General features: G+C 58.2%; 13 protein-coding genes. 1 reads left to right on the forward strand and 12 read right to left on the reverse strand.

Annotation, left to right across the window (positions count from 1 at the left end; genetic code table 11):
- Positions 1–288: 288 nt before the first annotated feature.
- The 10 genes from brnQ to sdhC all read right to left on the reverse strand — a co-directional run bounded on the left by brnQ (position 289) and on the right by sdhC (position 13,409).
- Positions 289–1,593 (reverse strand): branched-chain amino acid transport system II carrier protein, encoded by a 1,305-nt coding sequence (brnQ, locus tag CER19_RS08175; RefSeq protein WP_116666052.1) that lies wholly within the window; start codon positions 1,591–1,593, stop codon positions 289–291.
- A gap of 437 nt (positions 1,594–2,030) precedes the next feature.
- Positions 2,031–2,912 carry a succinate--CoA ligase subunit alpha gene (sucD, locus tag CER19_RS08185; protein ID WP_003190013.1) on the reverse strand — a complete coding sequence of 294 codons (882 nt, stop codon included), beginning with the start codon at positions 2,910–2,912 and terminating at the stop codon, positions 2,031–2,033.
- Complete coding sequence (sucC, locus tag CER19_RS08190) at positions 2,912–4,078, reverse strand: ADP-forming succinate--CoA ligase subunit beta (RefSeq protein WP_003190011.1); 1,167 nt, start codon at positions 4,076–4,078, stop codon at positions 2,912–2,914. Before sucC ends, sucD begins: the two co-directional genes overlap by 1 nt.
- A 204-nt stretch (positions 4,079–4,282) precedes the next feature.
- Positions 4,283–5,719 (reverse strand): dihydrolipoyl dehydrogenase, encoded by a 1,437-nt coding sequence (gene lpdA / locus CER19_RS08195; RefSeq protein ID WP_116666054.1) that lies wholly within the window; start codon positions 5,717–5,719, stop codon positions 4,283–4,285.
- Between the two features lie 99 nt (positions 5,720–5,818).
- The gene (gene odhB / locus CER19_RS08200; RefSeq protein ID WP_116666055.1) at positions 5,819–7,042 is read right to left on the reverse strand and encodes a 2-oxoglutarate dehydrogenase complex dihydrolipoyllysine-residue succinyltransferase; all 1,224 of its coding nucleotides are present in this window, start codon (positions 7,040–7,042) and stop codon (positions 5,819–5,821) included.
- A gap of 44 nt (positions 7,043–7,086) precedes the next feature.
- Positions 7,087–9,918 carry a 2-oxoglutarate dehydrogenase E1 component gene (locus CER19_RS08205; protein WP_034127191.1) on the reverse strand — a complete coding sequence of 944 codons (2,832 nt, stop codon included), beginning with the start codon at positions 9,916–9,918 and terminating at the stop codon, positions 7,087–7,089.
- Between the two features lie 262 nt (positions 9,919–10,180).
- Entirely contained in the window at positions 10,181–10,885 is a 705-nt protein-coding gene (locus CER19_RS08210) for a succinate dehydrogenase iron-sulfur subunit (RefSeq protein ID WP_003172807.1), read from the reverse strand.
- Positions 10,886–10,896: 11 nt separating this feature from the next.
- Positions 10,897–12,669: a succinate dehydrogenase flavoprotein subunit gene (sdhA, locus tag CER19_RS08215; protein ID WP_005786572.1), complete on the reverse strand. Its 1,773-nt coding sequence runs from the start codon at positions 12,667–12,669 to the stop codon at positions 10,897–10,899.
- A gap of 3 nt (positions 12,670–12,672) precedes the next feature.
- Positions 12,673–13,041 (reverse strand): succinate dehydrogenase, hydrophobic membrane anchor protein, encoded by a 369-nt coding sequence (sdhD, locus tag CER19_RS08220; RefSeq protein ID WP_003172805.1) that lies wholly within the window; start codon positions 13,039–13,041, stop codon positions 12,673–12,675.
- Positions 13,035–13,409, reverse strand: a complete 375-nt coding sequence (gene sdhC / locus CER19_RS08225) for a succinate dehydrogenase, cytochrome b556 subunit (protein ID WP_003190005.1) — start codon at positions 13,407–13,409, stop codon at positions 13,035–13,037. The genes sdhD and sdhC overlap by 7 nt, the downstream gene beginning before the upstream one ends.
- A gap of 365 nt (positions 13,410–13,774) precedes the next feature.
- Between sdhC and gltA the strand changes: the two genes are divergently transcribed.
- Complete coding sequence (gltA, locus tag CER19_RS08230; protein ID WP_014717728.1) at positions 13,775–15,064, forward strand: citrate synthase; 1,290 nt, start codon at positions 13,775–13,777, stop codon at positions 15,062–15,064.
- 238 nt (positions 15,065–15,302) lie between these two features.
- On the opposite strand, the gene CER19_RS08235 is transcribed toward gltA, so the two are convergent.
- Entirely contained in the window at positions 15,303–16,961 is a 1,659-nt protein-coding gene (locus tag CER19_RS08235; protein ID WP_003190002.1) for a cation acetate symporter, read from the reverse strand.
- The gene (locus tag CER19_RS08240; protein WP_003190001.1) at positions 16,958–17,269 is read right to left on the reverse strand and encodes a DUF485 domain-containing protein; all 312 of its coding nucleotides are present in this window, start codon (positions 17,267–17,269) and stop codon (positions 16,958–16,960) included. The genes CER19_RS08235 and CER19_RS08240 overlap by 4 nt, the downstream gene beginning before the upstream one ends.
- Positions 17,270–17,359: the final 90 nt, after the last annotated feature.

The following is a 17,359-nucleotide window of genomic DNA, read 5'->3' on the forward strand; positions in this document are numbered from 1 at the left end:
GGCGAAGTCTCCCACGGTCTGTACTGGCTAGAGTCAGATGCTGGCTTTTAGTCCCACCACCCCTACAAGTCTAACCATACAAGCTGGCTTGCCTGCGATAGCGTCTTTGCAGTCACCACCGCGCCAACCGATGTGCCGCCATCGCAGGCAAGCCAGCTCCCACACCGACCGGTGTTTTCAACTTGAGATTTTTGACGCCATCCCCAAAAAAAAGACACTGCCATCGACTCAAAAAAAATGCCCCTTATCGTTTGATACGGGGCATTTCAGTGCAGTACAAACCGCGTGTTACGCGATGGCTTCGCTGCGCTTGCCCAGCATACGGTCAATCACCACGGCTACCACCAGCGTCATCACCGACGGCACCAGCCACGCCAGGCCTTGTTCGCTCAACGGCAGGTTTACCAGTTGCGTAGGCATCCAACCCGCCAGGCCCGCACCCTTGAGTGCGTCGATGCAGCCAAAGATGAACGACACCAGCATCACCGGGCCGACAATACGGCCCTGTTCCTGCCAGAACCCTTTGCAGAAGCTCAAGGCCACCAACACAATGCACGGCGGGTAGATCGCGGTCAGTACCGGGATCGAGAAGGCAATGAGGTTGGTCAAGCCCAGGTTGGACACAAACAGCGAGAACAGTGCCAGGATCACCACCAGGGTCTTGTAGGACAGCGGCAGGATCTTGCTGAAGTACTCGGCGCAGGCACAGGTCAGGCCCACGGCGGTCACCAGGCATGCCAGGGAAATCAGCACGGCGAGGAAACCACTGCCCAGGGAGCCGAACGTGTATTGCACGTAGGCGTGCAGTACCGCCGCGCCATTGCTGGCACCCGCGGCCACGGCATGGCTGCCCGAACCCAGGCGGAACAGGCTGACATATACCAGTGCCAGGCCCACGCCGGCAATCAGCCCGGCAATGATCGCGTAGCGGGTGATCAGCTTGGGCGACTCGACGCCACGGGAGCGGATCGCGTTGACGATCACGATGCCGAACACCAGGGCGCCCAGGGTATCCATGGTCAGATAACCATTGATAAACCCTTGGGAGAACGGCGCGGCAACGTACTCCGGCGTGGCAACCCCCACCTCACCGGCGGGCAAGGCAAACGCAGCGATACCGAGAATAGCCAGGGCGATGATTTTCAGCGGTGCCAGGAAACGGCCCACGGTGTCCAGCAGTCGACCTGGGTACAGGGAGACAAAGAACACCACCAGGAAATACACCGAGCTGTAGAGGAACAGCGCCAACGGGCTTTCACCGGTCAAGGGCGCCAGGCCCACTTCAAACGACACGGTTGCGGTGCGCGGGGTCGCGAACAACGGCCCCACCGCCAGATAGGCCGCTGCCGCCAGCAGGCCACCGGCGATCTTGCCAATCGGGCTGCTCAGCGCATCCATGCCACCACCGACCTTGGCCAGGGCGATCACGGTGACCACCGGCAAACCGACCGCGGTGATCAGAAAGCCCAGCGCCGCCATCCAGACATGCGGCCCGGACTGCAAACCAACGATAGGCGGGAAGATGATGTTGCCGGCGCCCACGAACAGGGCAAAGGTCATAAAGCCCAGCGCCAGGATATCCTGGCTTTTCAACACTTTCCTTTGAGGAAATACCACACTACTGAATCGGAATTTAGAGAGGGCTTCCCTATGGATGAGGGAAATGCTGCCGGCCCTTGTGGGGACCGACCGGTCTAGCGCGCAGCTTCCTTTTGGGACGCGGACGCATAAAGAGGCGGCTAGAGTACAGAATTAGCCTGACAAACGCACTGTTGCGGGGCGGACTGTCCGATAAGCGACATTCCTATGTCGCATTTTCGTACTTAATTTGCCCATACCGTTTTTTTGTAGGAGCGAGCTTGCTCGCGAAAAACTCACAGGCGCCGCGTTCATTCAGGAAGCACGCGTTACCGTTGACGTTTTTCGCGAGCAAGCTCGCTCCTACAGAAGGGCCATATCGCAGACACAGAATGCACAAAGGCCACCCGAAGGTGGCCTTTGTGTGGTGAAACGTCAGCTAAGCGCGAGGCTTACTTGACAGCCCAACCGGTCAGCTCGGCCAGGGCCTTGCCGATGTCTGCCAGCGAACGCACGGTTTTCACACCTGCGTCTTGCAGTGCAGCGAATTTCTCGTCTGCAGTGCCTTTGCCGCCAGAGATGATTGCGCCAGCATGGCCCATGCGCTTGCCCGCAGGAGCAGTCACACCAGCGATGTAGGAAACAACCGGCTTGGTCACGTGTGCCTTGATGTAGGCAGCCGCTTCTTCTTCAGCCGAACCGCCGATCTCACCGATCATCACGATCGCTTCGGTCTTCGGGTCTTCCTGGAACAGCTTCAGGATGTCGATGAAGTTGGAGCCTGGGATCGGGTCACCGCCGATGCCGACGCAAGTCGACTGACCGAAACCGGCGTCAGTGGTCTGCTTCACAGCTTCGTAGGTCAGGGTGCCGGAACGGGAAACGATACCGACTTTACCTGGCAAGTGAATGTGACCTGGCATGATGCCGATCTTGCATTCGCCTGGGGTGATCACGCCTGGGCAGTTAGGGCCGATCAGGACTACGCCCAGTTCGTCGCACTTAACTTTAGCGTCCAGCATGTCCAGGGTAGGAATGCCTTCGGTGATGCAGACGATCAGCTTGATGCCGCCGAATGCCGCTTCCAGGATCGAGTCCTTGCAGAAAGGAGCTGGAACGTAGATCACGCTGGCAGTGGCGCCAGTGGCTTCTACTGCTTCTTTCACGGTGTTGAACACGGGCAGGCCCAGGTGCTCGGTGCCGCCTTTGCCTGGTGTTACGCCACCAACCATCTGGGTGCCGTATTCGATGGCTTGCTGGGTGTGGAAACTACCTTGCGAACCGGTAATACCCTGGCAGATAACTTTGGTGTCTTTATTGATCAGGACGCTCATTACTTGCCCTCCGCAGCTTTGACAACTTGTTGAGCAGCGTCGGTCAGGCTGGTAGCCGCGATGATGTTCAAACCGCTTTCTGCCAGTACTTTAGCGCCCAGTTCAGCGTTGTTACCTTCAAGGCGAACAACAACCGGGATTTTAACGCCGACTTCTTTCACTGCACCGATGATGCCTTCGGCAATCATGTCGCAACGAACGATGCCGCCGAAGATGTTGACCAGTACTGCAGCGACGTTGGAGTCGGACAGGATGATCTTGAACGCTTCGGTAACGCGTTCCTTGGTAGCGCCACCACCTACGTCGAGGAAGTTGGCTGGCTTGCCGCCATGCAGGTTGACGATGTCCATGGTACCCATGGCCAGGCCAGCACCGTTGACCATGCAGCCGATGTTACCTTCCAGGGCTACGTAGTTCAGTTCGAACTTGGCAGCGTGCGCTTCGCGCGGATCGTCTTGCGACGGATCGTGGAAAGTCTTCAGCTTAGGCTGACGGTACATGGCGTTGGCGTCGATGTTGATCTTGGCATCGAGGCAGTGCAGATCGCCGTCAGCCTTGATCACCAGCGGGTTCACTTCCAGCAGGGCCAGATCGTGATCCTGGAACAGTTTGGCCAGACCTACGAAGATCTTGGCGAACTGGGCAACTTGCTTGCCTTCCAGGCCCAGCTGGAAAGCCAGCTCGCGACCCTGGAATGGCTGAGCGCCAACCAGTGGATCGATAGTGGCCTTCAGAATTTTTTCTGGGGTTTCGTGAGCGATTTTCTCGATGTCCACGCCACCTTCGGTGGAAGCCATGAACACGATGCGACGGCTCGAACGGTCAACGACAGCGCCCAGGTACAGCTCTTTAGCGATATCAGTGCACGATTCAACCAGGATCTTGGTGACTGGTTGGCCATTGGCATCAGTCTGGTAAGTCACCAGACGCTTGCCCAGCCACTGCTGTGCGAAGGCCTTGGCGTCTTCTTTGCTGCGAACCAGCTTGACGCCGCCCGCTTTACCGCGACCACCGGCGTGGACCTGGGCTTTGACAACCCACTCGCTGCCGCCGATTTTGTCGCAAGCTTCTGCTGCTGCTTCCGGGGTGTCTACTGCGTAGCCCTTGGAAACTGGCAGGCCGTATTCAGCGAACAGCTGCTTACCCTGATACTCGTGAAGATTCATGCTTTTTACCGTCTTCGTTAGGTACTGCGCATTCGGCGCTGCGCTCATTATGAGTGCCGCGCCACCTGTGACTGCTGCTTGCGCAACTTGCGGGGCTTATGGCCCGTAAAGCTACGCAAGGCTGCGTCCAGCGGATATTCCGCGGTGAGTCTTGCGCGCAAGGCTCACGACGGGCAACTCCGCCGTGGTTTCTTATTATCTCGCTTAGCGCTTCTTCTTGTTGGCAATGTGGATGGCGCCGCCATTCACTGCCAACGCGGCTTCGTGCAGCGCTTCGGACAAGGTCGGATGGGAGAAGACCATCATGCCCAGATCCTCTGCACTGGTGCCGAACTCCATGCCGATCGCGCCTTGCTGAACCAGTTCTGCAGCGCTTGGGCCAATCACGTGGACGCCCAATACGCGGTCAGTCTTGGCATCAGCGATGACTTTGACAAAACCACCGGTGTCGTTGGCTGCCATGGCACGGCCAGAAGCGGCAAACGGGAAGGTGCCGACGTTAACTTCAACGCCTTCAGCTTTCAACTGCTGTTCGTTCTTGCCGACCCATGCAATTTCCGGGTGGGTGTAGATAACCGATGGGATCAGGTCGTAGTTCATCTGGGTCTTGTGACCCTTGATGCGCTCAACGACCATGATGCCCTCTTCGGAAGCCTTGTGGGCCAGCATCATGCCACGAACCACGTCGCCAATGGCATAGACGCCAGGCACGGTGGTGGCGCAATGATCATCAACGTGGATGAAACCACGCTCGTCGATGTTCACGCCGCTGTCGGAAGCCAGCAGGTCGTTGGTCACTGGGCGGCGGCCCACGGCGACGATCAGCTTGTCGAAGGTGATGGTCTGCTCGCCGTCTTTATCGGTGTAGGTCACTACGACTTCTTCGCCGCTGACCTTGGAACCGGTAACACGGGCGCCGAGCTTGATGTCCAGACCTTGTTTGGTCAGGGTTTTCAGCGCTTCCTTCGACACCGCGGTGTCGGCAGCCAGCAGGAATGTATCCAGGGCTTCCAGCACGGTGACTTCAGCGCCCAGACGGGACCATACCGAACCCAGCTCCAGACCGATTACGCCAGCGCCGATCACGCCCAGACGCTTAGGTACAGCCTGGAATTCCAGGGCGCCGGTCGAATCAACGATCACGTTGTTATCAACAGGAGCAGGCGGAATGTCGATTGGACGCGAACCTGGCGCCAGGATCACGTTTTCGGCTTCGATGACTTCAACCGAACCGTCTGGCTTGGTGACTTCAACTTTCTTGCCGGCCAGCAGCTTGCCGTGGCCTTGAATGGAAGTCACGCCGTTGGCCTTGAACAAGGTGGCAACGCCGGAAGTCAGGCCTTTGACGATGTTGGCTTTACGGCCGACCATTGCTGGTACGTCCATGGTCACGCCAGCATGGTTGATGCCGTGGATCGCGAAGCCGTCTTGGGCTTCGTGGAATTTCCAGGAGCTGTCCAGCAGCGCCTTGGATGGAATGCAACCCACGTTCAGGCAAGTACCGCCCAGCGCCAGTTTGCCTTCCTTGTCGGTGTATTTTTCGATGCAAGCAGTGGAGAGGCCCAGTTGCGCAGCCTTGATGGCGGCAACATAGCCGCCAGGGCCTGCACCAATCACTACAACGTCAAATTTCTGTGTCATGAAAATAGATCCTCTATTTGCGACAAGCTTCTAGCCACACGTTGCAAGCCAAGCTGCTTTTTCCTACAGCTTGTAGCTCGCAACGTGCAACTGCTTCTATCAGATGTCCAGGAGCAGGCGAGCCGGGTCTTCCAGCAGGTTCTTGATGGTCACCAGGAACGTCACGGCTTCTTTACCGTCGATCAGGCGGTGATCGTAAGACAGTGCCAGGTACATCATTGGGCGGATCACGACTTGGCCGTTGATGGCCATCGGACGCTGGATGATGTTGTGCATGCCCAGGATCGCGGCTTGCGGTGGGTTGACGATCGGCGTCGACATCATCGAACCGAAGGTACCACCGTTGGTGATGGTGAAGGTACCGCCGGTCATCTCGTCGATGGTCAGCTTGCCGTCACGGGCTTTCTTGCCGAAGCCAGCGATGCCGCCTTCGATTTCGGCCAGGCTCATCAGCTCGGCGTTACGCAGGACTGGAACCACCAGGCCGCGGTCGCTGGAGACGGCAACGCCGATATCCGAGTAGCCGTGGTAAACGATGTCGCCGCCGTCGATGGAAGCGTTGACTGCCGGGAAGCGCTTCAGCGCTTCGGTGGCCGCTTTCACGAAGAACGACATGAAGCCCAGGCGCACGCCGTTGTGGGACTTCTCGAACAGGTCCTTGTACTTCGAACGCAGGGCCATGACTTCGGTCATGTCGACTTCGTTGAAGGTAGTCAGCATCGCCATGTTCGACTGAGCTTCAACCAGGCGCTTGGCTACGGTGGCACGTACGCGAGTCATCGGTACGCGCTTCTCGGTGCGGTCGCCAGCGGCAAACACAGGCGCAGCGGCAGCAGGCGCTGCAGCCTTGGCAGGTGCGGCAGCCGGAGCGTTTTTCTTGGCTTCAACTGCGGCAACCACGTCTTCCTTGGTCACGCGGCCATCTTTGCCAGTGCCCTTGATGGAGGCCAGGTTGATGCCGTTTTCTTCAGCCAGTTGACGCGCAGCCGGTGCAGCGATTGGGTCTTCGCCACCTGCAGCCGGTGCGGCAGGTGCAGAAGCAGCCGGTGCAGCAGCGGCAGGAGCAGGAGCAACGGCAGCGGCGGTGCCCTCTTCGATCGAGCCCAGTACCTGGTTCGACAGAACGGTAGCGCCCTCTTCAGCAACGATTGCGCCCAGCACGCCGTCAGCTTCGGCCAACACTTCCAGAACGACTTTGTCGGTCTCGATGTCGACGATCAGGTCGTCACGCTTGACGGCCTCGCCTGGTTTCTTGTGCCAGGTGGCAACGGTGCCATCGGCAACCGATTCCGGGAATGACGGGGCTTTGATTTCGATAGCCATTATCTGTAGGTCCTTAAAATTCGGTTTCAGTCAGCGCGAAGGCGTTAAACAGTGAAAGCATCTTGCAGCAGTTTTTCCTGCTGCTCGGCGTGCATCGACGCGTAACCACAGGCAGGTGCAGCAGAAGCATCACGGCCGGCGTACTCAAGGACCAAGGCCTTGTTGTGGTTGCCGATGCTGCGACGCAGATGATGCTGGCTGCTGTACCAGGCGCCCTGGTTCATCGGTTCTTCCTGACACCACACCACGTTCGTGAGGTTGGTGTAAGGCGCGATGATCTCCATGAGGTCATCTTCCGGGAACGGATAAAGCTGCTCGATACGCACGATGGCGATGTCTTCGCGGCCTTCGGCACGGCGTTTTTCCAGCAGATCGTAGTAGACCTTGCCGCTGCACAGGATCAGGCGAGTGACCTTGGCGGCGTCCAGCGTATCGATCTCTGGAATCACGGTCTGGAACGAACCTTGGGCCAGATCTTCCAGGGTCGAAACGGCCAGTTTGTGACGCAACAGCGACTTCGGCGTCAGCACCACCAGCGGCTTGCGCAGCGGACGGATCACCTGGCGACGCAGCAAGTGGTAGATCTGGGCCGGGGTCGTCGGCACGCACACCTGAATGTTGTGCTCGGCGCACAGTTGCAGGTAACGCTCCAGACGGGCCGAGGAGTGCTCTGGGCCCTGACCTTCATAACCGTGCGGCAGCAGCATGGTCAGACCGCACAGACGGCCCCACTTGTGCTCGCCGCTGGTGATGAACTGGTCGATAACCACCTGGGCACCGTTGGCGAAGTCGCCGAACTGGGCTTCCCAGATCACCAGCGCGTTTGGCGTGGTGGTCGAGTAACCGTATTCGAACGCCAGTACGGCTTCTTCGGACAGGAACGAATCGTACAGGTCGAAACGTGGCTGGCCTTCGTACAGGTTCTGCAACGGGATATAGGTGCCCGCGTCTTTCTGGTTGTGCAATACAGCATGACGGTGCGAGAACGTACCGCGGCCGATGTCCTGGCCGGTCATGCGGATCGGGTGACCTTCGAACGCCAGGGTCGCGTACGCCATGGTTTCGGCGTAACCCCAGTTGATCGGCAGGCCACCGGCTTGCATCTTCTGACGGTCTTCGTAGATCTTCGCAACTTGGCGCTGTACGACGAAGCCTTCGGGAATTTCCAGCAACTTGGCGGACAGTTCCTGCAACGTCTTCAAATCGAACGAGGTATCGTGACGGGCAGTCCAGGTGTGGCCCAGGTAGGGGCGCCAGTCAACGAACAATTCTTTGTTCGGTTCCTTGACCAGGCTTTTCACTACATGCAGGCCATTGTCCAGCGCGTTGCGGTATTCGTCGACTTTCGCCTGAACACGCGCATCGTCAACCACGCCGGCCTTGGTCAGGCTTTCGGCGTACAGCTCACGGGTGGTGCGCTGCTTGGTGATCTGCTGGTACATCAACGGCTGGGTGCCGCTTGGCTCGTCCGCTTCGTTGTGACCGCGACGGCGGTAGCAAACCAGGTCGATGACCACGTCACGCTTGAACTGCATGCGGTAATCGACTGCCAGCTGGGTCACGAACAACACGGCTTCCGGATCATCGCCATTCACATGGAGGATCGGCGCCTGGATCATCTTGGCAACGTCGGTGGCGTACTCGGTGGAGCGCGCGTCCAACGGGTTGCTGATGGTGAAGCCCACTTGGTTGTTGATGACGATGTGAACGGTACCACCGGTCTTGAAGCCGCGAGTCTGCGACATCTGGAACGTTTCCAGGACCACGCCTTGGCCGGCGAACGCCGCGTCACCGTGGATGGAAATCGGCAGAACTTTCTCACCGGTGGCGTCGTTACGACGATCCTGGCGAGCACGTACCGAACCCTCGACCACTGGCGAAACGATTTCCAGGTGGGAGGGGTTGAATGCCATGGCCAGGTGAACTTCACCGCCTGTGGTCATCACGTTGGACGAGAAGCCCTGGTGGTATTTAACGTCACCGGAACCCAGCTCGACCTTCTTCTTGCCTTCGAACTCGTCGAACAGCTCACGCGGGTTCTTGCCGAAGGTGTTGACCAACACGTTCAGGCGACCACGGTGAGCCATGCCGATCACGATTTCCTTGGTGCCATAGGAACCGGAACGCTGGATCAGTTCGTCGAGCATCGGAATCAGGCTTTCGCCGCCTTCCAGGCCAAAACGCTTGGTGCCTGGGTATTTGGTGCCCAGGTATTTCTCGAGGCCTTCGGCCGCGGTCACACGCTCCAGCAGGTGGCCGCGCACATCGGCGGACAATACCGGACGGCCACGCACGCCTTCCAGGCGGTGCTGGAACCACTGGCGCTGCTCGGAATCGGTGATGTGCGTAAATTCAGCGCCGATGGTGCGGCAATATGTCTGCTGCAACGCTTCGTGAATTTCGCGTAGGCTCGCTTCCTCTTTGCCGATGAACAGGTCGCCGGCACGGAAGGTCGTATCAAGATCGGCATTGGTCAAGCCGTAATGATTGATCGACAGGTCTGCAGGTGCAGGACGCTGCCACAGCCCCAGCGGGTCAAGCTGGGCTGCCTGGTGGCCACGCATACGGTAGGCCTGGATCAGTCGCAGTACTTCAACTTGCTTCTTCTCATGCTCACTGCTCACGCTGCCGGCGGAAACCGGTTGGGCGCGGCGCTGGTTCTTTGCCAGCAGCACGAACTGATCGCGAATTGTTGCGTGCGATACATCGGTGGCAGCGTTGCCGTCTGAAGACAACGTCTGAAATTTGGTGCGCCATTCTTCTGGCACAGCGTTAGGGTCGTGCAGGTAGAGCTCATAAAGCTCTTCCACATAGGCAGCGTTACCACCTGAAAGATAGCCGCTGTTCCACATGCGCTGCATCACGCTTTCTTGCATGCTTGGTCACCCTCGATTTGGGGACACCACCGGCGAAAACACCGAGTTTGCTTGCAAAAGGCCAAGTGCAGCGACCAAAACAAGCCACTTAGGATCACGCTGATAGTTCGGGTACCAACCCGAATGCCCCTGCTTGTCTCATTTCTTCAAAATAAGAGCCGCGGCTTTGTAAGTCGCTGCTCAAGTTAAAACTACGGCGCCGGTTGAAGCCTGCGCCGCAGCATTTACGGGCACAACGGTCCTGCTTTTACTACAACGTCAGTTACACGCCGCTCTGCAGCAGCATGTTACGGATGTGACCAATGGCCTTAGTCGGGTTCAGGCCTTTAGGACATACGTTGACGCAGTTCATGATCCCGCGGCAGCGGAATACGCTGAACGGGTCATCCAGCGAAGCCAGACGCTCGGACGTCTTGGTGTCACGGCTGTCTGCCAGGAAGCGGTAGGCTTGCAGCAGCGCAGCTGGACCCAGGAACTTGTCCGGGTTCCACCAGAAGGACGGGCAGGATGTCGAGCAGCAAGCGCACAGGATGCACTCGTACAGGCCATCGAGCTTTTCACGCTCTTCCGGGGACTGCAGACGCTCGATGGCCGGAGCCGGCGTGTCGTTCTGCAGGAATGGCTTAACTTTCTCGTATTGCTTGTAGAAGATGCTCATATCGACGACCAGGTCACGGATAACCGGCAAACCTGGCAGGGGACGAACGATCAGCTTGTTGCCTTTGACCACGGCGGACAGCGGCGTGATGCACGCCAGGCCGTTTTTGCCGTTGATGTTCATGCCGTCGGAACCGCATACACCTTCACGGCAAGAGCGACGATAGGAGAAACCCTCGTCCTGCTCTTTGATCAGTGCCAGTACATCCAGCACCATCAGGTCTTTACCACCGGTATCGACCTGGAACTCCTGCATGAACGGCGCAGCGTCCTGATCAGGGTTGTAGCGATAAACACTGACTTTCAACATGGCAGCCACCCTTAGTAAGTCCGAATCTTCGGTTCAAACGTCGGCACCGTCTTCGGCGAGAAGTTCACGGCACGCTTGGTTACGCGCTTGTCACCCGGGAAGTACAGGGTGTGGCACAACCAGTTTTCGTCGTCGCGATCTTCAAAGTCTTCACGAGCGTGAGCACCACGGGATTCTTTACGAACCTCGGCGGCGATCGCCGTCGCTTCAGCCACTTCCAGCAGGTTTTGCAGCTCAAGGGCTTCGATACGAGCGGTGTTGAACGCCTGGCTCTTATCGTTGATCTTGACGTTGGCGATGCGCTTGCGCAGGTCAGCCAGTTGGGCAATACCCTTCTGCATGTATTCGCCGGTACGGAACACACCGAAGTAGTTCTGCATGCAGTTTTGCAGCTCGCGACGCAGGGTTGCTACGTCTTCGCCATCCGTGCGCTCGTTCAGAGCGTTCAAGCGCGCCAGGGCCGCTTCGATGTTGGCGTCGGTGGCGTCATCGTACTCGATGCCGTCAGTCAGCGCCTTTTCCAGATGCAGGCCGGCCGCGCGACCGAATACCACCAGGTCGAGCAACGAGTTGCCGCCCAGGCGGTTGGCACCGTGAACCGATACACAAGCCACTTCACCTACCGCGAACAGACCATGGATGATCTCGTCCACGCCTTCGGCATTCTGGGTGATCGCCTGGCCGTGAATGTTGGTCGGTACGCCGCCCATCATATAGTGGCAGGTCGGAACAACCGGAACCGGAGCAACCACTGGGTCAACGTGGGCAAAGGTCTTGGACAGTTCGCAGATGCCTGGCAGGCGGCTGTGCAGCACTTCTTCACCGAGGTGATCGAGTTTCAGCAGTACGTGGTCACCATTCGGGCCACAGCCGTTACCGGCGATGATCTCTTTAACCATCGAACGAGCCACGACGTCACGGCCAGCCAGGTCTTTGGCGTTCGGAGCATAACGCTCCATGAAACGCTCGCCGTGCTTGTTGATCAGGTAACCACCTTCACCACGGCAACCTTCGGTCACCAGTACACCGGCGCCGGCGATGCCGGTCGGGTGGAACTGCCACATCTCGATGTCTTGTACCGGTACGCCAGCACGCAGGGCCATGCCGACGCCGTCACCGGTGTTGATCAGGGCATTGGTGGTAGAAGCGTAGATACGACCTGCACCACCGGTCGCCAGGACTGTAGCCTTGGCGCGGATGTAAGTGGTTTCACCGGTTTCGATGCAGATGGCGATCACGCCGACGAACTCGCCCTTGCCGTTCTTCACCAGGTCAACCGCGTAGTACTCGTTCAGGAACGTGGTACCGGCTTTCAGGTTGCCTTGGTAAAGGGTATGCAGCAGCGCGTGACCGGTACGGTCGGACGCAGCGCAAGTACGGGCAGCCTGCCCGCCTTTACCGTAATCCTTCGACTGGCCGCCGAATGGACGCTGGTAGATACGGCCTTGCTCGGTACGGGAGAACGGCAGACCCATGTGGTCCAGCTCGAACACCGCGGCCGGGCCTTCCTGACACATGTATTCGATAGCGTCCTGGTCACCGATATAGTCGGAACCCTTGACGGTATCGTACATGTGCCAGCGCCAGTCATCGTTCGGGTCAGCGGAGGCGATGGCGCAGGTGATGCCACCCTGGGCCGATACGGTATGGGAACGCGTCGGGAACACCTTGGTGATCACGGCAGTCTTGTGACCGCCCTGGGCCAGCTGCAGCGCAGCGCGCATGCCAGCACCGCCGCCACCAATAATGATGGCGTCGAATGAAATAGTTGGAATGTTAGCCATGAATCAGATACCCCAAAGAATCTGCACACCCCAGACGAAGTAAGCGAACATCGCGACGCCGCATACTGCCTGGAAGAGGAAACGTACTGCAGTCGCGGACTTGCCCAGCGCCATCGGCGTCAGGTAGTCAGTCGCGATGGTCCACATGCCAACCCAAGCGTGAGCGCCCAGGGCTACAAGGGCCAGCAGACTGAAGATTCGCATCGCATTGTGGGAAAACAGGCCGTGCCATTGCTCATAGCCGATGCCCGGGTTTGCGACGAGGTATCCGATCAGGAAAATGAAATAAGCCGCGAGAACGACCGCAGACACACGCTGTGCCATCCAGTCATAGAGGCCCGAACGCGACAGATTCGTTACGCTGGTTACCATATCCAAACTCCTGCCAGAACGATCAGCACCACGGAAATGGCGATGATGATTTTCGAGCCCAGGCGGCCGCCTTCCAGCGTCTCACCGATGCCCATGTCCATGATCAAGTGGCGCACACCGGCTACCAGGTGATACAGAAGAGAGGACAGGAGGCCCCATGCTACGAACTTGGCCAGCGGGCTGGTCAAGCATGCCTTCACCTCGGCGTATCCTTCCTCGGAACCCAGGGATTTGCTCAATGCATAAAGCATGATGCCCAAGCCCAGGAACAGGATGATGCCGGAAACACGGTGCAGGAACGACGTAACGCCGGTGATGGGGAGTTTGATGGTCCTTAGGTCTAGGTTTACAGGTCGTTGGCTATTCACGGCTTTTTTTCACACTGAAGAGCCCCTAACAATCAGGGCAAAGTTGTTGGGGAGTGCGACTGGTCAGGTAAGCACCACCCAGGGAGTGCGACCCCCAATGAAAGCAAGCCCAAAAGCCCTTGGCGGTCGGTGGCCGAGTATAGACAGTTAGGTTACTAATGACAACGCGCACACCTCACCCTAATAGCTGATTGCGCTGGCGGGATAAAAGGCGTAAATGGCAGTCAATTTCGACGAAAAAGTACGGTTAAAGCCTTCTGGCGCAAGACTTTAGGCAAATTGACATCTGGATTTATATCAATATAGTGGTGCGGGCCCTGCGTGGGGGGTCTGTCTGATGATTTGAAGCATAAATAGGAGGCCACATGGCTGACAAAAAAGCGCAGTTGATCATCGAGGGCGCAGCCCCCGTCGAGCTGCCCATTTTAACCGGCACCGTTGGTCCCGATGTTATCGACGTACGGGGCCTGACGGCCACGGGCCGTTTTACTTTCGACCCAGGCTTCATGTCGACCGCTTCCTGCGAGTCGAAGATCACCTATATCGATGGTGATAATGGCATTCTGCTTCATCGCGGCTACCCGATCGAGCAACTGGCTGAAAAGTCGGACTACCTGGAAACCTGCTACCTGCTGCTAAATGGCGAATTGCCAACAGCCGAGCAGAAAGCCCAGTTCGTCAGCACCGTGAAGAACCACACCATGGTTCACGAGCAGTTGAAGACCTTCTTCAACGGCTTCCGTCGCGACGCCCACCCGATGGCCGTCATGTGCGGTGTAGTGGGCGCCCTGTCGGCCTTCTATCACGACTCCCTGGACATCAATAACCCGCAGCATCGCGAAATTTCCGCGATCCGCCTGGTTGCCAAGATGCCTACCCTGGCCGCAATGGTTTACAAGTACTCCATGGGCCAACCCATGATGTACCCGCGCAACGACCTGACGTACGCGGAAAATTTCCTGCACATGATGTTCAACACCCCGTGCGAGATCAAACCGATAAGCCCGGTGCTCGCCAAGGCCATGGACCGGATCTTCATCCTCCACGCCGACCACGAGCAGAACGCTTCTACCTCTACCGTGCGCCTGGCGGGCTCTTCGGGTGCCAACCCGTTCGCCTGTATTGCCGCCGGCATCGCCGCACTGTGGGGCCCTGCCCACGGCGGTGCGAACGAAGCCGTATTGACCATGCTCGATGAAATCGGCGATGTGTCCAACATCGACACCTTCATCGCCAAGGCCAAGGACAAGAACGACCCGTTCAAGTTGATGGGCTTCGGTCACCGGGTCTACAAGAACCGCGACCCGCGCGCTACCGTCATGAAGCAGACCTGCGACGAAGTGTTGAAGGAACTGGGCATCAAGAACGATCCGCAACTCGAACTGGCCATGCGCCTGGAAGAGATCGCCCTGACCGACCCGTACTTCATCGAACGCTCGCTGTACCCGAACGTCGACTTCTACTCGGGGATCATCCTCAAGGCGATCGGCATTCCAACCAGCATGTTCACCGTGATCTTCGCCCTGGCGCGGACCGTGGGCTGGATCTCCCACTGGAAAGAAATGCTCTCCAGCCCGTACAAGATTGGCCGCCCGCGCCAGCTGTACACCGGCTACGAGTCGCGTGACATCACCAAGCTGGAAGATCGCAAGTAAGCACTTAACTGCTTGTTTGTCATGAGAGCGGCCTCCCTTAGTGGAGGCCGTTTTTGTTTGTGTGGCCTGATCTACCGCCATCGCAGGCAAGCCAGCTCCCACAGTCGATCGGGTTCACACAGTCAACCTGTGGGAGCCGGGCTTGCCCGCGATGAGGCCAGCCCAGGCAACACAAAAGAGCCAGGCAAAAAAAATACCCCGGCCTTGCGACCGGGGTATCTCTTATGCAGCTGACGACTTAGTGATTAACCGCCCCACTCGCCCCCAGGCCAGTCTGCGAACGCACAAACTGTGGGAAGTACAGCGCACGCTCTTTCTCTGCCGCCGCCGACTTGTCGGTGATGGAGAAGAACCAGATGCCGACGAACGCAATGATCATCGAGAACAGCGCCGGGTACTCGTACGGGAAGATCGCCTTTTCATGGTGCAGGATCGACACCCAGATGGTCGGACCGAGGATCATCAGGCCCACGGCGCTGATCAAGCCCAGCCAGCCACCAATCATGGCACCACGGGTGGTGAGGTTTTTCCAGTACATGGAAAGCAGCAGCACCGGGAAGTTACAGCTGGCGGCGATGGAGAACGCCAGGCCGACCATGAACGCGATGTTCTGGCTTTCGAACAGGATACCCAGGCCGATGGCCAATACACCCAAGGCTACGGTAGTGATCTTCGACACGCGAATCTCATCTTTCTCGTTGGCCTTGCCCTTCTTGATCACGCTGGCATACAGGTCATGGGACACCGCCGAAGCACCCGCCAGGGTCAAGCCGGCAACCACTGCCAGGATGGTGGCAAACGCCACGGCCGAGATGAAGCCCAGGAAGATACTGCCACCCACCGCGTTGGCCAGGTGCACCGCCGCCATGTTATTACCACCGAGCAAGGCGCCCGCTGCATCCTTGAACGCCGGGTTGGTGCTGACCAAAAGGATCGCGCCGAAGCCGATGATGAAGGTCAGGATATAGAAGTAGCCGATGAAGCCGGTAGCGTACAGCACGCTCTTACGCGCTTCCTTGGCGTCGCTCACCGTGAAGAAGCGCATCAGGATGTGCGGCAGGCCAGCGGTACCGAACATCAGTGCCAGGCCCAGGGAGAATGCCGAGATCGGGTCTTTCACCAGGCCGCCGGGGCTCATGATCGCTTCACCTTTGGGGTGAACCTTGATCGCCTCGGAGAACAGCATGTTGAAGTCGAAGTTGACGTGCTTCATCACCATCAGCGCCATGAACGAGGCACCGGACAGCAACAGCACCGCCTTGATGATCTGCACCCAGGTGGTCGCCAACATGCCGCCGAACAGCACGTACATGCACATCAGGATACCCACCAGGATCACCGCCACATGGTAATCAAGGCCAAACAGCAGCTGGATCAGCTTGCCCGCGCCGACCATCTGCGCGATCAGGTAGAACGCCACCACCACCAGCGAGCCACAGGCCGAAAGGCTGCGGATCTGGGTTTGCCCCAGGCGATAGGACGCCACGTCGGCAAAGGTGTATTTGCCCAGGTTACGCAAGCGCTCGGCGATCAGGAACAAAATGATCGGCCAGCCCACCAGAAAGCCGATCGAATAGATCAAGCCGTCGTAGCCGGAGGTGAACACCAGCGCGGAAATCCCCAGGAAGGACGCCGCCGACATGTAGTCACCGGCAATGGCCAGGCCGTTCTGAAAACCGGTGATCTTACCGCCCGCCGCATAGTAGTCCGCCGCCGATTTGTTGCGCTTGGACGCCCAGTAAGTGATGCACAGGGTGGCGCCGACAAACGCGACGAACATCACAATGGCCGAGATGTTCAGCGGTTGCTTGTGCACTTCACCGGTCAATGCGTCCGCCGCCCAAACGGCCGGAGCCAACAGCGAAGCACCGAATAGAGCCAATAGACGCCGGATCATTGCGCAGCCTCCTTGAGAATCGCATTGTTCAGGTCGTCAAATTCGCCGTTGGCCCGACGCACGTAGATGCCGGTGAGAATGAAGGCCGACACAATCAGCCCGACGCCCAGGGGAATGCCCCAGGTAATCGAAGAACCGGGGCTGATCTTGGCCCCCAGCACTTGTGGCCCGTAGGCGATCAACAGGATGAAAGCGGAGTAAAGCCCTAGCATGATCGCCGAGAGAATCCAGGCGAACCTTTCCCTTTTCCTGACCAGCTCCTTGAAACGCGGGCTGTTTTGAATCGAGAGGTAAATGCTGTCGTTCATTGTTTTTATCCTCGCAGCACAGCTTTTTATTATTTTGGAACGTATCCACTGTATGCGGCTGCGCAATGGGTTCCAGACGACCTTAGTAGT

The sequence above is a fragment of the Pseudomonas sp. GL93 genome (assembly GCF_003408955.1).
Classification (GTDB): domain Bacteria; phylum Pseudomonadota; class Gammaproteobacteria; order Pseudomonadales; family Pseudomonadaceae; genus Aquipseudomonas; species Aquipseudomonas paracarnis.

Coding starts and splice junctions, on each gene's coding strand:
- sucD (WP_003190013.1), bottom strand. CDS start 2,912: ATGAGCGTCCTGATCAATAAAGACACCAAAGTTATCTGCCAGGGTATT.
- sucC (WP_003190011.1), bottom strand. CDS start 4,078: ATGAATCTTCACGAGTATCAGGGTAAGCAGCTGTTCGCTGAATACGGC.
- lpdA (WP_116666054.1), bottom strand. CDS start 5,719: ATGACACAGAAATTTGACGTTGTAGTGATTGGTGCAGGCCCTGGCGGC.
- odhB (WP_116666055.1), bottom strand. CDS start 7,042: ATGGCTATCGAAATCAAAGCCCCGTCATTCCCGGAATCGGTTGCCGAT.
- CER19_RS08205 (WP_034127191.1), bottom strand. CDS start 9,918: ATGCAAGAAAGCGTGATGCAGCGCATGTGGAACAGCGGCTATCTTTCA.
- CER19_RS08210 (WP_003172807.1), bottom strand. CDS start 10,885: ATGTTGAAAGTCAGTGTTTATCGCTACAACCCTGATCAGGACGCTGCG.
- sdhA (WP_005786572.1), bottom strand. CDS start 12,669: ATGGCTAACATTCCAACTATTTCATTCGACGCCATCATTATTGGTGGC.
- sdhD (WP_003172805.1), bottom strand. CDS start 13,041: ATGGTAACCAGCGTAACGAATCTGTCGCGTTCGGGCCTCTATGACTGG.
- gltA (WP_014717728.1), top strand. CDS start 13,775: ATGGCTGACAAAAAAGCGCAGTTGATCATCGAGGGCGCAGCCCCCGTC.
- CER19_RS08235 (WP_003190002.1), bottom strand. CDS start 16,961: ATGATCCGGCGTCTATTGGCTCTATTCGGTGCTTCGCTGTTGGCTCCG.
- CER19_RS08240 (WP_003190001.1), bottom strand. CDS start 17,269: ATGAACGACAGCATTTACCTCTCGATTCAAAACAGCCCGCGTTTCAAG.